Origin of the sequence: Pontibacter fetidus, from assembly GCF_010119545.1 — a bacterium.
Lineage (GTDB): Bacteria > Bacteroidota > Bacteroidia > Cytophagales > Hymenobacteraceae > Pontibacter > Pontibacter fetidus.
Genome location: NZ_JAAEAA010000011.1, coordinates 1 through 13,361 on the forward strand (window position 1 = coordinate 1; position 13,361 = coordinate 13,361).

A 13,361-nucleotide genomic window follows, 5' to 3' on the forward strand; every position below is an offset into this window, starting at 1 on the left:
CCTTGCGGGCGACGAAAATCAGGTACCTCACGCAGACAGGCTAGTAAACTTACTTCACTATTTTGCATCTGCTCCCCCTTTCCTAAACATATTAGTTTACGAAAAATAGAACTTAACGGCCCTGCCCCTTTGAAGGGGGCAGGGGGATGAACAACTGTAACTATAAAACATAACCTCCAACTAAAGAGCTTGCAGAAACTCCCCTCCTTGGATAAGGAGGGGCAGGGGTGGTTTGATACTATAGCTGATGATTTTACCACCTCCAAACGAACTATAAAATCGGTTTTTACACCACGGCTTAAACGCTTACATTTGTACAGACCTAACCCACCTACCGCCATGACAAGAGAAAAACTATTCGAGCAGATACTGCAAAAGAAATCATACCTGTGCGTTGGCCTCGATACCGACCCTAAAAAGTTACCGGAACACTTGCTGGATTTTGAGGACCCGGTTTTTGAGTTTAATCGCCAGATAATAGATGCAACTGCCGACCTGTGCGTGGCCTATAAACCAAACATTGCCTTTTATGAAGCGCAAGGGCCGAAAGGGTGGGTGAGCCTGGAGAAAACGATAAACCACATTCCGCAGGAGATCTTTACCATAGCCGACGCCAAACGCGGCGACATTGGCAATACCTCTGAACTATACGCTCGTGCCTTTTTCGAGACCATGAACTTCGACTCGGTTACCGTAGCACCTTACATGGGTTCTGATTCGGTGAAGCCGTTTCTGGTGCAGGGTGGCAAATGGGTTATCTTGCTGGCGTTAACATCAAACCCGGGCAGCCAGGATTTCCAGATGCTGCGCCTGGCTGATGGCAGCGAAGAATACCTTTGGGAGCAGGTGTTGCGCGAAAGCTCTACCTGGGGCACAGCCGGACAACTGATGTATGTAGTTGGGGCTACGCAGGCTGAGTATGTGCAGCGCGTACGTGCTATTGTTCCGGATCACTTCCTGCTGGTGCCTGGTGTTGGTGCACAGGGCGGAAGCCTGGAAGAGATATCGCGTCTGGGCATGAACCAGCGCTGCGGCCTTTTGGTCAATTCTTCCCGCGCTATTATCTACGCTTCATCCGGCCGCGACTTCGCCGAAAAAGCCCGCGAAGCAGCCCAGGAAGTACAACGCGAAATGGAGCAATACCTAGAACAGTACGTGCAGCATTTGTAGGGGAAACTATAGTTGATACTTAAGAATCCTTTACCTGCTATAATTAAATGAATATATTTTTTTCGGTTTCTTCTTATAAAAAGAGACATCGGGTCATTGCGTTCCTGCTAATCCTGGTTCAGCTGTGGTTCACACGATGTACTTCACCCGAGGTTGCCCCAATTCCTGCTCCGCCACAGAAAGATTACACGACAAATAATAATGCTGAAATTATAGTTGTAATTGGCGACTCTATTGCCAATGGTACAAACGAACGCGACGGTAAGAAAGGACCTGATCCGGATGGAGCACTTTTAGAGTGGGATGGCAGCTCGTTGTATACAGTTACAAATACAGATACTAAAACAGCCAATCTCGGGTCGTGGCATCCAAGCCATGCTATTGCCTATAAACAGAAGACAGGCAAAAACACGATTTTGATTGAAGGAGCACTTGGAGGAGCAGAGTGGTACCCACACAATGATAATGTTAACTGGTACGAGACCGGCTCGCTGTATAAGCCTTTGTTAGAGAATGTTAAAAGTGCTTTACAAACTTTCGGGGCAAAGAAAGTGAGAGTAGTTTATATAGTGCTTGGTGTGAATGATGCCAGAGGAACCCAATCTATTGCAAATGTCAGACGCGGTATGTTCTCGCTTATCGATCGGCTTAACCAGGATTTAGAGATACCGGCTATACGTATTGTAAACATTGGAAGGGCAGAAAAAGGAATTACGGAGCGGGTACAGGATGTTAGAAAATTAATTGATAACGCAGATGCTAACTACATTTATTCTGATGGGCAACAACACGGGTTGGGATTGGTGCAGATCTATAATAATGTGAAGCTGGCTGATGATCTGGCACGATACGAAGGATTAGGTTTGTATCATACAGATAACTTACATCTGACACAAGCAGGCAATAATTATTTAGGAAAATACCTGGGTGAGAATCTATAATATAAACCAATGCTAACCCTAACCCGCACCACTCCCGATAACCCCGATTTCCGGAGCCTTATCGTTTTACTGGACCAGAACCTGAAGGAGAACGATGGCGACGACCACGCTTTTTTTGCACAGTTTAACAAAGTAGATAGTATAAACGAAGTTATAGTTGCGTACCAAAATGGTGAACCGGCAGGCTGTGGCGCTATAAAACCCTACACCCAAACTATAGCCGAAGTAAAGCGCATGTTCGTGCACCCGGATTTCAGAAGGCAAGGCATAGCAAAGCAAGTGCTGAGCGCCCTGGAAGCGTGGGCAAATGAGCTGAACTATAGCGCTACTATTTTAGAGACAGGCAAGAAACAAACCGAAGCCATAGAACTATACAAAAACAGCGGCTATACCGTAATCCCGAACTATGGGCAGTATGCAGGCGTTGAAAACAGCGTGTGCATGCAAAAGCAACTATAAACATGAACAACAACGATATACTCCGCCGCCTACGCTATACATTCGATCTGAATGACGATAAAATGATGGCCCTTTTTGCATCGGGTGGCAAAGAGGTAACCCGCGCCGAAATAAGCGACTGGATGAAGCCGGAAGACCATGAAGAATTTCAGAAGTTGGTTGACATAAACCTGGCGGCTTTTCTGAATGGTTTTATAAACGAGAAACGAGGCAAAAAAGAAGGCGAGCAACCAAAGCCCGAAAAAAGCCTGAACAACAACATCATTTTGCGTAAGCTAAAGATTGCGCTCAACTATAAAGACGAAGACATCCTGGATGTACTGGACCTGGTAAAATTCCGGTTAAGCAAATCGGAGCTCAGTGCCTTTTTCCGGAAGCCCGACCACCAGCATTACCGCCCACTAAAAGACCAGATACTACGAAATTTCCTGCTAGGCCTGCAGCTTAAATATCGCCCGGAGTCTGCAAAGTAAGCTATAGTTCTATTGTACTTCAAAAATTCGCTGGCGCGAGTCTCCAGACTCGACTGGCCCTTGAGGGACAAAAATGGCAAAGGCTGAAGCTATATTTCCTTAGTGGTCCAACCACTCCTAACCCCCTCCCAGGAGAGGAATTGCCACCTTGCTTTAGTTAGTAGCTATAGTTCTATAGTTGCTGGTCTTCAGTTATTTACTTCCCTGCTTGGGTTACTTTAAATTGCGACTATCGTTAATGTAAAAACGCACCATTAACTATAGCAGAACTATGAAAACCGGCTGGCCTGAACTTAACTACCACGCATCAAAAGATACACTCGAAACACTTCACCTTTGGTCGCAGATACTTGGCAAAATAAAACTGAAAGCGCAGCCCTGGGTTAACCACGCCTGGCACGTAACGCTTTCAGTAACCCCAACCGGGCTGAGCACAGGCGACCTTTCTGACGATAAACAGCATTTTCAGATAGAACTGGACCTGGTGCAGCATCGGTTAAGTATAAAGACCAGTACCGGGCAAAGCCGCAACCTGGCACTGGTGCATATGTCGGTGGCCGAGTTTTACAAAAAAGCAATGCACGCACTGGCAGAACTGGGCATACATGTAGCTATCTATAAAGTGCCCTGCGAGCTCGAAAATCCTATACCGTTCGACGAAGACCAAACCCATAAAACCTACAACCCCGAGCAGGCAGCTGCATTGCACAAAGCTTTATTACAGGCACAGCGGGTACTAACGCAGTTCAGGGCCGAGTTTAGGGGCAAGTGTAGCCCGGTACATTTTTTCTGGGGAAGTTTTGACCTGGCTGTTTCGCGGTTTTCGGGGCGCACGGCACCCAGGCACCCGGGCGGTGTACCCGGCCTGCCCGATTGGGTAGCGCAGGAAGCGTACTCGCATGAGGTGAGCAGCGCTGGCTTCTGGCCCGGCAGCGAAGCACTACCCGAAGCCGCTTTCTATAGTTATATTTACCCCGAACCGGAAGGCTACCGGACCGCCGAAGTAAAACCCAATGCAGCTTATTTCCATGAAACCTTAGGTGAGTTTATACTTCCGTATGAGGCTGTACGGACTGCTGAAAACCCGGATGCAATGCTTTTAGATTTCCTGCGCAGTACCTACGAGGCCGCCGCAAAGCTGGCAAACTGGGACAGGGAAGCGTTGGAAGTCTGAAACTATAGTTTTGTTTTTTGTCATCTCGAACAACGTGAGAGATCTGTTACAGATTTAAAATAATTCAGATTTCTCATTGCATTCGAAATGACACACTAAGCCAACTCACTTCTGAGTTTAAAGCCTACCTTTTATAAGTATCGTTAAATATTCAGGAACAACTATACTTTGCAGCCGACAAGGAGCGTTAATTCCCAAACCTCCCACACTTAGCAATGAACAGATTACTACTTGCTGCTACCTTTTTATTTCTATCCCTCACGGCGCACAGCCAAACTATAGTGTTAACAGGCAACGTGCTGCACGGCAAAGAACCGGTTCCTTACGTTAATATCGGCATCAAAAAGAAAGGCATTGGTACGGCAGCAACTATATACGGCACCTTTACATTACAGCTTCAGCAAAGTTCTCTTACTGATACGCTCACTTTTTCGGCAGTCGGGTTTAATGAGTTAGCTGTTCCGGTTAAAACTATAGTTGACGGTAAGCTGTCGGAATTTGCGCTAACGGAAAAGACAACCAGTCTGCGTGAAGTGGTAGTAAAAAGCAAAACCGCTAAGATCAAAAAGTTTGGAACAACCATACGTCACCCTTTCATCTATGGTACCTCTCAGGCTCAAAATGCCAACGACATCTCCGAAATGGCCAAGCTTATAAAGCTAAACGATAAGCCTTCGGATATACTTTCTGTTACACTCTAACTGACCAGTAGTAAAATAGATTCTGCTAACATGCGCATCAATTTTTATGAAAATGTGAATGGCTTGCCAGGCAAACGGATAGTAGAAAAGAGCATCATCAAACGCCTGCCTATGACAGAGGGCTGGGTAACCGTAAATCTGGAAAACTATAGCATTACGGTTGATGAAGACTTTTTTGTAGGGTTTGAGTATTTGCCTGAGCCCAGCCACCCAGGAAAGTTTTTGTTTGCCTTTGGGGCTGCTTTTGGTGGTAGCTATTTTGCCCGGAAAGTAAGCCTGGGGGAATGGAACAAAGGTGTAGGAGGGCGTATATCCACATACGTAACCGTAAGACAGTAACTATACGTTGGGCCTTTAAAACTATAGCACCCTGAAAAAGCCAGTTCTGTTTAGCGTACTACCTATAGTTATGTTTATAGTTGGGTCGAAGTGTGCCAATGCACAAGAGCAACTACCTGTGGTGCAGCTTTTGGGTGTGGTGGTAACTGCTGATAGTGCTGCAGGGTTGGCAGGAATTGCCGTGTATGTGCCGGGCACAAATCGCGGAACGGTTTCAAGGCAAGGCGGCTTTTTTACGCTACCAGTTCTGGCCGGCGACAGCGTGGTTTTCCAGGCCCTGGGCTTCGAGAAGCAATACATCATCATTCCCAAAACAAATGCACCCGAAAAATACACCACCAGCATCCGGCTCAGGCAGGTTGCAAAACAGCTACCCGAAGTACAGGTAATGCCATGGGCCACCCAGCAGGATTTTAAAGTAGCCGTCCGCGACCTGAATCTGCCGGATAAGCCTATAGTTAAACCTGACCTGGGAAGCTTGCCTGCCTATTATAAATCTATTTTTGAAGGGCCGAAAATGGATGTAGCTGATAACATAAAACAGGGCTTTAAACATCATCAGCAAATGCGCGAACAACGCTACCTGGTGCCCACGCCTATCCGTATTTTTTAATTTCTGCTGATTTGCGCTTATCTTAGAAGTCTGCTCTGCACTGGGCTGGCGCAATTCATGAAAGAAGATTTCCTGCACTACATCTGGCAACACCAATACTACCGTAAAACCGACCTGGCAACTACGGAAGGCGAGCTATTGCAGGTAATGCGCACTGGCTACTATAACACCGATGCCGGCCCCGATTTCAGGGAAGCTATAGTTCGGATAAGTGATGTGGAATGGTCGGGTAGCGTGGAGATACATTTGCGGGCATCGGACTGGCGCCGCCACAACCACCAAACCGACCAGAAATACGACCAGGTAATACTGCATGTAGTATGGGAAGCCGATGTACCTATTACCCGGACAGATGGAACTACAATTCCGGTGCTGGAACTGAAAGACCGGGTTGATACCACGCTGGTTTATACATACGAGCAACTGCAACGGTCGAGGGCAACTATACCATGCGCCAACGTGTGGCCGGCTGTGCCCGAAATTACCAAAACCATGATGCTGGGCCGTGCCCTGACCGAACGCCTGGAGCAAAAAGGCCAGGAAGTGCTGCAAAGCTACACCAACTATAACCACGACTGGGAAGCCACGGCCTATCATGTGCTGTTCAAGGGATTCGGATTTAAGATTAACCAGCAACCCATGGAACGGCTGGCTGCGGCCTTGCCTGCAACTATAGTTCGTAAACACCGGCAGCTTTTTCAGTTGGAGGCATTGTTGTTTGGCCAGGCTGGTTTTATAGGTGATGCTGATACAGAATATGCACAGCAACTGGCAAAAGAGTATAATTTCCTGAGCCATAAGTATAGTTTAGGAGACAACACCATGCAGCGCCACCACTGGAATTTTATGCGCATGCGCCCGGCCAATTTCCCGACTATACGGCTGGCGCAATTAGCAGCAGTGCTGGCAAACCGGCAAAGTTTTTTTACGGCTATACTAGAGGCCCAAACTATAAAACACTACGAAGCTTTGTTTATGGCTCAGGTTTCGGAGTATTGGCAGGAGCATTTTACATTTACACCGGAGCCTGCCAAGGCAACAAATACCATGGGCAAAGGCAGCGCACATAACCTGATCATAAATGTGGCTGTTCCGTTGCTGGCCGCTTACAGCCAACATACCAGCAACCGGGCACACCTCGAAAAAGCCATCGAACTGCTCGAGAAAGTAAAAGAAGCCTCTAATAAAATAACACGGTTGTATGAGGAACTGGGCTGGAAAGCTAAAACTGCAGCCGATAACCAGGCGGCGCTATCGCTTTACAAAAACTACTGCCAGCCGGTAAACTGCCTGCAATGTGCTATAGGTAATAAAATTCTAAAAGAAAACCTGCTTTCCCGCCCGTGATGCCGCTGCTATACCTGCTGAATGTGTTGTTACTGCTGGGGCTGGGCTTGCAGCTGCATAAACAGGCCTGGGCTAAAGCACTGCAACCCTACATGCTGCCTGCATTAGGTTTAAAGTTGCTATGTGGTGTGTTGTTAGGCGTTTTATATTTTCATTACTACGGCGAAGGCGATACTATAACTTACTTTAACGCATCGCAAAAGCTAACTCAATTGGCTCATGAAAATTCGGGTGCTTACTGGCGGCTTCTGCTCTTTAACCAATTCCCGAGCGAGACTTTTCGGGCCACAGTGCCTTTTACCCAGTTCGCTGATTTCTCCAATTCCTTTTTTCTGCTCAAAGTGCTTAGCCTGTTTAACTTACTTACGGGTAGCAGCTATTACCTGATCGGGCTATACTTTTCGTTGTTCAGTTTCTGGGGCATGGCAAGGCTGGCAGCTACGCTCTCCTTCGTTTTCCCGGATACAAAAAAGGCGGCTATACTGGCGCTGTTGTTTTTCCCGTCTGTAGTTTTCTGGAGCTCGGGTTTGCTGAAAGATGCCGTACTGATGGGGAGTATGTGCTGGGTAATGGCTTCTGTGCTGCAACTGGCGCATGGGCAAAAACAAACTATAGTTACGTGGCTTTTACTGCCCTTGCAGCTGTACCTGTTTGTAAAGATTAAGATATTTTTTGCTGCGCTATTGCTGAGTTTGCTAACCTGTTACCTGGTCCTTAAAGTGCTCTCACGAACTATAAAACCGTTACAGGCATTAAAAGTGCAATTGCTGATATTGGCAGGTTTTATGGCGTTAGCTATAGTTACCGTATGGCAGATCAGTGGTATTTTCAGCTTTGATTTTATTGCCGAACAACTGTTTAAAACGTATAAGGGATTGCTTGCCCTATCGTTAGGCAGGCCCCACCTGCACTATAGTTCGCTGCAACCAACCCTGGCATCTATTGTTTTAAACGCTCCCAAGGCATTTTTTAGTGCCATCTACCGGCCTTTCATCGGCGAATCTTCAGAGGTTTTATACCTGCTGCTCGGGCTCGAAAATCTGCTCCTGGCAGTGCTTACAACTATAGCTATCGTTTCAGCTTCTTCAAAAATATGGCTTCAGAAAATCGAACTTTGGCACATTATTCTGGTCCTGTTTATAGTTGCTTCGGCGATCGTTGTAGGTATCAGCACACCCAATTTCGGTACGCTCAGCCGATACCGTATTATTTTCCTGCCGTTCCTGGTATATCTGCTTCTGCAAAACAGGTTTGCGCAACGGCAGCTGGCGAAACTCAGGTAAAACTATAGCTAGGATTATAGTTCTATAGTTAGCGTGGTCCAACCACCCCTAACCCCTCCTTGTCTAAGGAGGGGAATTTTACTACTACTGCCAATATTCAAGCTATAGTTTTATAGTTACAGTCCATGAGGCGGACAGGTCGCGACCTGTCCCTACGAAACTATAGTTAAGATCAATTTCGAAGCGAGCAAGTTTAAACTATAGTTAAGCGGTATATAGTAGAAAGATTGCAGTCTTTGGGTTGAGCGCCTTGTAGATTTCTGGTGCCGAAGGCATTTCGAGGTACGATAAAAAGAAATGTACACCGCGCGATGCCCGAAGGCGGGGCCTCCCGGCCGTGAGGGCACCAAAGTTGGTTTGAAAAGATAGGAAACTAAAGCTCCTAGGAATACAGGTGGTTTGAAACGAAGGCTTTGTTCAGGAAAGAGATCAACTATAGGACACATAATATGTCTCGACTGCGCTCGATATGACAACAGGAAAAATATAGTTTTTGTCATCTCAACGACAGAAGAGATCTATCCTGATATTCTAAATAGATTTTTCTCTTCGGCTCGAAATGACAAAAACGGGAAGATGGTTACTTTACGCAACAAAAACCCGACAATCTCCGGCACTTTCAATCTCCCGCACTTCTTCGTACCTTTGCGCCTTATTTTAGATAAGCTATGCAGAATCCTGTGATCATATTAGGTGCCCAGCAACTGGGAACCGCCGCTTTAGATATTTTTAACAGCAACAGCGTGGTAGTGTACTGCTTCCTCGACGACAAAAAAGACCTGCAGCAACAGGAGATCAACAATGTGTCGGTAATGAGCAGCACCGAGGATGGTGAATTTCTGAAACTGATCGGCAAAAAGTGCGACGTGTTTGTAGCTGTTGAAGATTCGGCTGCCCGCAAAGGCCTGATCAACATGCTGAAGGACGAGTACAAGGTTGTTCCGGTAAACGCTATACATAAATTCAGTGCTGTGTCGGAGTACGCTTGGCTGGGCCATGGCAACATGGTAGCGGCTGGTGCTATTGTTAACAACAATGCTAAGATCGGCGACAACTGTGTTATCCAGTCCAGAGCGTTGGTTGATACCAATGCCGAGATCGCTGACTTTGTACAGATCGGTGCGGGTGCCATTATTAACTCCGAAGTAAAAGTAGAAGAAGGTGCTTACATTGGCTCAGGTGCGGTTATAGTTAGCGGTGTAAAAATCGGTAAAAATGCCCGTGTAGGTGCAGGCTCGGTTGTAGTGGCCGATGTGCCGGCCAAAGCCACTGTTTTCGGTAACCCGGCCGCTGCCATTAAGTAAACTTTTATAGTTATAGTTGCTGTTATTTACCCGAACTGATGAAAGTCATTTCAGCGCAATAAAGTAAACTATAGCTTTGTAGCCTGAATGGTTAAATTGCTAAACTGTTAAATTGTTAAAAGTACGTTTCAATTCAGCAATCCAACAATTTAACCATTAACAATTAAACAATTTAAATTAAAAACACTTAGCTGAAACTAAGCCGTTATGAACAAACCCTACAGCATACTACTGTACTACTGCTACACCCCGATAGCAGATCCGGAAGAATTCCGTGAGCAACATCACTTAATGTGCCTTGAGCTGAATCTGCTTGGCCGTATCATCGTTTCAAAAGAGGGTCTGAACGGCACCGTGTCCGGTCTGAAAGAAGACTGTGAAAAGTACATGCAAATCATGCATGCCGACCCGCGCTTCGCTAAAATCGACTTTAAAGTGGACGAGTCGGAGGCGCATGCTTTCACCAAAATGCACGTGCGTACCAAAGCCGAGATCGTACACTCCGGCCTGTTACACATAGACCCAAATGCCCGCACCGGCAAGCACCTGGAGCCAAAAGAATTCCGGGATATGAAAGACCGGGACGATGTGGTGGTGCTGGATGTTCGCTCTGATTATGAGTACAATGTAGGCCGTTTCAAGAATGCCGTAACGCTGGATATCGAGAACTTCCGTGAGTTTCCGGAGAAGGTAGCAGAGCTGAAAGAAAAGTACAAGGACAAGAAAATACTTACCTACTGCACCGGCGGTATTAAGTGCGAGAAAGCAAGCGCATTTTTGCTGGAGCAGGGTTTTGAAGATGTATACCAGTTACATGGCGGTATCATTAAATATGGCAAAGAAGCCGGTGGCGAGGACTTTGAAGGCAAGTGCTACGTGTTCGATAACCGTGTGGCTGTGGATGTGAACTCCGTTAACCCGAAAGTGATATCAACGTGCTACGTTTGCGGCACCGAAGACGACCGTATGGTAAACTGTGCCAACCCAGTGTGTAACCTGCACGTGGCCATTTGCGAGAAGTGTGGCTGGGAACTGGAAGGAGCCTGCTCCACCGAGTGCAAAGGCCACCCTGAAAAGCGCCCTTACGACGGCACAGGCTATTACCAAAAGGAAATGAATGGCTATAATCCGTTAAAAGGATTCAACCGCAAGAAGAAAAACGACGTACACGTATAGTGTATTCTCTAAAGCAAAGAAAAGCGTGTTCGTAACCGGGCACGCTTTTCTTATTTTATGCCGACTTGGTTTTGAGCTATAGTTTGGGTCTCCGGCCCAGTGGATCACAGATCAGCGCTGGCAAATAACTGGATAAAGATACCTTTCACTTTAGAGCAAGCCTTTAACTATAGTTACAGTTTCTCCAATCCAATCAAATCCTGTAACAGCTCCTGAGTAATTGCTCCCGGTTTGCCATTGCCAATCACTACATCATCTACCTGAACAATAGGTAAAATGCGCTTTGTTGTGCTGGTCAGGAAAGCTTCTTTGGCCTGCGCAATGTCGGCTATAGTTATAGTTCGTTCCTCGGATTTATACTTCCGGGCAGCAAGCGCTAACACATTTTTCCGGGTTACACCCAGCAATACATTCTCAGGTGGTGTAACAATGGTGTTGTCCTGCATTACGATAAAGAAGTTGCAGCGCGGAAACTCTGAGACTACATCATTTTTCTGATACAACACATCGCTGGCAGCAGCCTGTTTAATTTTGTTTATCAGCCGGATACCCATCGTATAGTTTATGGTTTTAATGCTGGGTAGCTCCCGTACATGCTCATGGGTAATTACTTTTATACCTTGCGCAATCATTTCCGGGGTTGGTAGTTGCAGTGGCTGCTGCTGTATAATAAGGTTTGGCACTGTGGGGTCGTAGCCATTGTCGGAGTAGCCGCCCGTTAGTATCATTTTTATACCCGAAAGTGGTAGGTTGTTTATAGTTATCAGTTCGTTTATGATACCTGTAAGTTCTGATTCTGGAAGGGGTACAGTTAGCTCCATTAACCGTGCTGATTCATAAAACCGCTTCAGGTAGTCTGCCAGAAATACAGGTCTGCCATTCTGCACTTTAAAGAAATCGAACACCCCGTACCCGCGCTGAATAGAAAGGTCGCTGATATGCAGGAAAGCCTCTCCGTAAGGCTGAATGTTGCCGTTGATATAGGCGTGGAGGTTAGCGTTTGGTGGCATTATGTTTCTTTAGGATCTTAACAACTTTATCTATGGGCAAGGCTTCTGTTTTATGATTTTCAGTGCCATTCATCGTTTCTGCAGCAAACAAAGAATTAATGATTGCTTCTTCGGTAGCTTCTATAGTGGCCAAAAACAACGGAGACATAACGTCGTTGATGAGGTAGGTGGCGGTTTGTGTGCTGCTTTCAGAATTATAAGGCACGCGTATAGTTGGCTCCGTAGAAAACGCAATTACATAATCGCCGCTGCCGTTAGCGGCAATACCGCCGGTTTTACCCATACCCAACAGGGCCCGTTTTGCCAGTCGTTCTAAGTTGCGGGCATCCAGCGGTGCATCGGTAGCCACCACGATCATGCACGAACCATCGGCGCTGTCCTTAATTTGTTGCATCATGAAATAGTGCTCCAGTTCTTCGCCAACGGGTACGCCATCAATCTGTAACACACCGCCAAAGTTGGTCTGCACCAAAACCCCAACCGTATAGCCGCCTACACTTGCTGGTAATTTGCGCGAAGCGGTACCTATACCACCTTTAAAACCATAACAAACCGTGCCTGTGCCAGCCCCTACATTTCCTTCGGTAACTTCTCCTGTTTTAGCTTGTTTTATACTTTCGAGCACATGGTTTTCTGTTACATGCCTGCCACGTATGTCGTTCAGATACCCATCGTTTGTTTCGCCAACCACAGCATTTACCGATCTTACTTCCTGGTTACCTTTCTGATTTAAAGTATAGTTTATAACCGCGTTCATGGCGGTGCCTACGCTCAGGGTATTGGTAAGGATGATTGGTGTTTCGAGGTTGCCCAGTTCCTGTACCTGCGTGCTGCCGGCCAGCTTGCCAAACCCATTGCCTACATAAATAGCTGCGGGAACTTTATCCTGGAAAATATTGCCCCCATGCGGAAGTATAGCTGTAACGCCTGTTCGGATGTTGCTGCCCTGGATGAGGGTGGTATGGCCTACTTTTACGCCCGGCACATCCGTAATGGCGTTATACTTACCGGTTGGCAGCACTCCGATCTTCACGCCATAGTCCCTGGCCCTTTTGCGTTGCTGGCCCTGTACTTCCGGAATTATACCTGCCATTAGCACCAATAGTAGTAAAAGCTTCATTTAGTTATAGTTTGCTAGTAAGTAAAAGTAAAAGATTTTACACCGAAAAAAAGAGTAGCACAACTTCCGTATTTCAGGTACAACAGTCCAATAAGATTATACTTCCATTACATTGTCATAAGAATTGACAATTATCAGTGCTTTTGTACGGCAAGCTTCCTACTTTTGCCACGATTACTTTATACTTCATACTTCGGAGCTAACTATAAAGTAGCTATAAAGTATACATCTAGATAGCATTTATTTGCTGA

The 13,361-nt window shown here is 46.4% G+C and carries 14 protein-coding genes; 12 read left to right on the plus strand and 2 right to left on the minus strand.

What is annotated here, in order from left to right:
• The first annotated feature begins 339 nt into the window (after positions 1–339).
• From pyrF to trhO, 12 genes are all read left to right on the plus strand, one after another.
• A complete protein-coding gene (gene pyrF, locus GWO68_RS09700) occupies positions 340–1,170 on the plus strand; it encodes an orotidine-5'-phosphate decarboxylase (protein ID WP_162346359.1) in 831 nt (276 codons plus the stop codon).
• 47 nt (positions 1,171–1,217) lie between these two features.
• On the plus strand, positions 1,218–2,111 hold the full coding sequence (locus GWO68_RS09705) for an SGNH/GDSL hydrolase family protein (protein ID WP_162346246.1): 894 nt from the start codon (positions 1,218–1,220) through the stop codon (positions 2,109–2,111).
• A gap of 9 nt (positions 2,112–2,120) precedes the next feature.
• Positions 2,121–2,570, plus strand: coding sequence for a GNAT family N-acetyltransferase (locus GWO68_RS09710; protein ID WP_162346247.1), 450 nt, complete (start codon positions 2,121–2,123; stop codon positions 2,568–2,570).
• 2 nt (positions 2,571–2,572) lie between these two features.
• The gene (locus tag GWO68_RS09715) at positions 2,573–3,043 is read left to right on the plus strand and encodes a YehS family protein (RefSeq protein ID WP_162346248.1); all 471 of its coding nucleotides are present in this window, start codon (positions 2,573–2,575) and stop codon (positions 3,041–3,043) included.
• Between the two features lie 271 nt (positions 3,044–3,314).
• Positions 3,315–4,217, plus strand: a complete 903-nt coding sequence (locus tag GWO68_RS09720) for a DUF5996 family protein (protein ID WP_162346249.1) — start codon at positions 3,315–3,317, stop codon at positions 4,215–4,217.
• A gap of 215 nt (positions 4,218–4,432) precedes the next feature.
• Positions 4,433–4,918 carry a carboxypeptidase-like regulatory domain-containing protein gene (locus GWO68_RS09725; RefSeq protein WP_162346250.1) on the plus strand — a complete coding sequence of 162 codons (486 nt, stop codon included), beginning with the start codon at positions 4,433–4,435 and terminating at the stop codon, positions 4,916–4,918.
• Between the two features lie 30 nt (positions 4,919–4,948).
• Positions 4,949–5,257 (plus strand): hypothetical protein, encoded by a 309-nt coding sequence (locus tag GWO68_RS09730; protein ID WP_162346251.1) that lies wholly within the window; start codon positions 4,949–4,951, stop codon positions 5,255–5,257.
• A gap of 70 nt (positions 5,258–5,327) precedes the next feature.
• Positions 5,328–5,870 carry a carboxypeptidase-like regulatory domain-containing protein gene (locus GWO68_RS09735; protein ID WP_162346252.1) on the plus strand — a complete coding sequence of 181 codons (543 nt, stop codon included), beginning with the start codon at positions 5,328–5,330 and terminating at the stop codon, positions 5,868–5,870.
• A 57-nt stretch (positions 5,871–5,927) separates the two neighbouring features.
• Entirely contained in the window at positions 5,928–7,217 is a 1,290-nt protein-coding gene (locus tag GWO68_RS09740) for a DUF2851 family protein (RefSeq protein WP_162346253.1), read from the plus strand.
• On the plus strand, positions 7,214–8,500 hold the full coding sequence (locus GWO68_RS09745; protein WP_162346254.1) for a hypothetical protein: 1,287 nt from the start codon (positions 7,214–7,216) through the stop codon (positions 8,498–8,500). Before GWO68_RS09740 ends, GWO68_RS09745 begins: the two co-directional genes overlap by 4 nt.
• A gap of 668 nt (positions 8,501–9,168) precedes the next feature.
• Entirely contained in the window at positions 9,169–9,804 is a 636-nt protein-coding gene (locus tag GWO68_RS09750; RefSeq protein WP_162346255.1) for an acetyltransferase, read from the plus strand.
• Positions 9,805–10,011: 207 nt separating this feature from the next.
• A complete protein-coding gene (gene trhO / locus GWO68_RS09755; protein WP_162346256.1) occupies positions 10,012–10,980 on the plus strand; it encodes an oxygen-dependent tRNA uridine(34) hydroxylase TrhO in 969 nt (322 codons plus the stop codon).
• 173 nt (positions 10,981–11,153) lie between these two features.
• Here trhO and GWO68_RS09760 read toward each other — a convergent pair whose 3' ends face one another.
• Together GWO68_RS09760 and GWO68_RS09765 are read right to left on the minus strand one after the other, a co-directional pair.
• On the minus strand, positions 11,154–11,990 hold the full coding sequence (locus tag GWO68_RS09760; RefSeq protein ID WP_162346257.1) for an aminotransferase class IV: 837 nt from the start codon (positions 11,988–11,990) through the stop codon (positions 11,154–11,156).
• On the minus strand, positions 11,974–13,110 hold the full coding sequence (locus tag GWO68_RS09765; RefSeq protein ID WP_162346258.1) for a DmpA family aminopeptidase: 1,137 nt from the start codon (positions 13,108–13,110) through the stop codon (positions 11,974–11,976). The genes GWO68_RS09760 and GWO68_RS09765 overlap by 17 nt, the downstream gene beginning before the upstream one ends.
• Between the last annotated feature and the right edge of the window lie 251 nt (positions 13,111–13,361).

What these genes read in the sequence shown, in the direction of transcription:
- GWO68_RS09740 (WP_162346253.1), top strand. Translation starts at nt 5,928, where the DNA reads ATGAAAGAAGATTTCCTGCACTACATCTGGCAACACCAATACTACCGT.
- GWO68_RS09710 (WP_162346247.1), top strand. Translation starts at nt 2,121, where the DNA reads ATGCTAACCCTAACCCGCACCACTCCCGATAACCCCGATTTCCGGAGC.
- GWO68_RS09725 (WP_162346250.1), top strand. Translation starts at nt 4,433, where the DNA reads ATGAACAGATTACTACTTGCTGCTACCTTTTTATTTCTATCCCTCACG.
- trhO (WP_162346256.1), top strand. Translation starts at nt 10,012, where the DNA reads ATGAACAAACCCTACAGCATACTACTGTACTACTGCTACACCCCGATA.
- GWO68_RS09715 (WP_162346248.1), top strand. Translation starts at nt 2,573, where the DNA reads ATGAACAACAACGATATACTCCGCCGCCTACGCTATACATTCGATCTG.
- GWO68_RS09765 (WP_162346258.1), bottom strand. Translation starts at nt 13,110, where the DNA reads ATGAAGCTTTTACTACTATTGGTGCTAATGGCAGGTATAATTCCGGAA.
- GWO68_RS09720 (WP_162346249.1), top strand. Translation starts at nt 3,315, where the DNA reads ATGAAAACCGGCTGGCCTGAACTTAACTACCACGCATCAAAAGATACA.
- GWO68_RS09730 (WP_162346251.1), top strand. Translation starts at nt 4,949, where the DNA reads ATGCGCATCAATTTTTATGAAAATGTGAATGGCTTGCCAGGCAAACGG.
- GWO68_RS09760 (WP_162346257.1), bottom strand. Translation starts at nt 11,990, where the DNA reads ATGCCACCAAACGCTAACCTCCACGCCTATATCAACGGCAACATTCAG.
- GWO68_RS09750 (WP_162346255.1), top strand. Translation starts at nt 9,169, where the DNA reads ATGCAGAATCCTGTGATCATATTAGGTGCCCAGCAACTGGGAACCGCC.
- GWO68_RS09705 (WP_162346246.1), top strand. Translation starts at nt 1,218, where the DNA reads ATGAATATATTTTTTTCGGTTTCTTCTTATAAAAAGAGACATCGGGTC.
- pyrF (WP_162346359.1), top strand. Translation starts at nt 340, where the DNA reads ATGACAAGAGAAAAACTATTCGAGCAGATACTGCAAAAGAAATCATAC.
- GWO68_RS09735 (WP_162346252.1), top strand. Translation starts at nt 5,328, where the DNA reads ATGTTTATAGTTGGGTCGAAGTGTGCCAATGCACAAGAGCAACTACCT.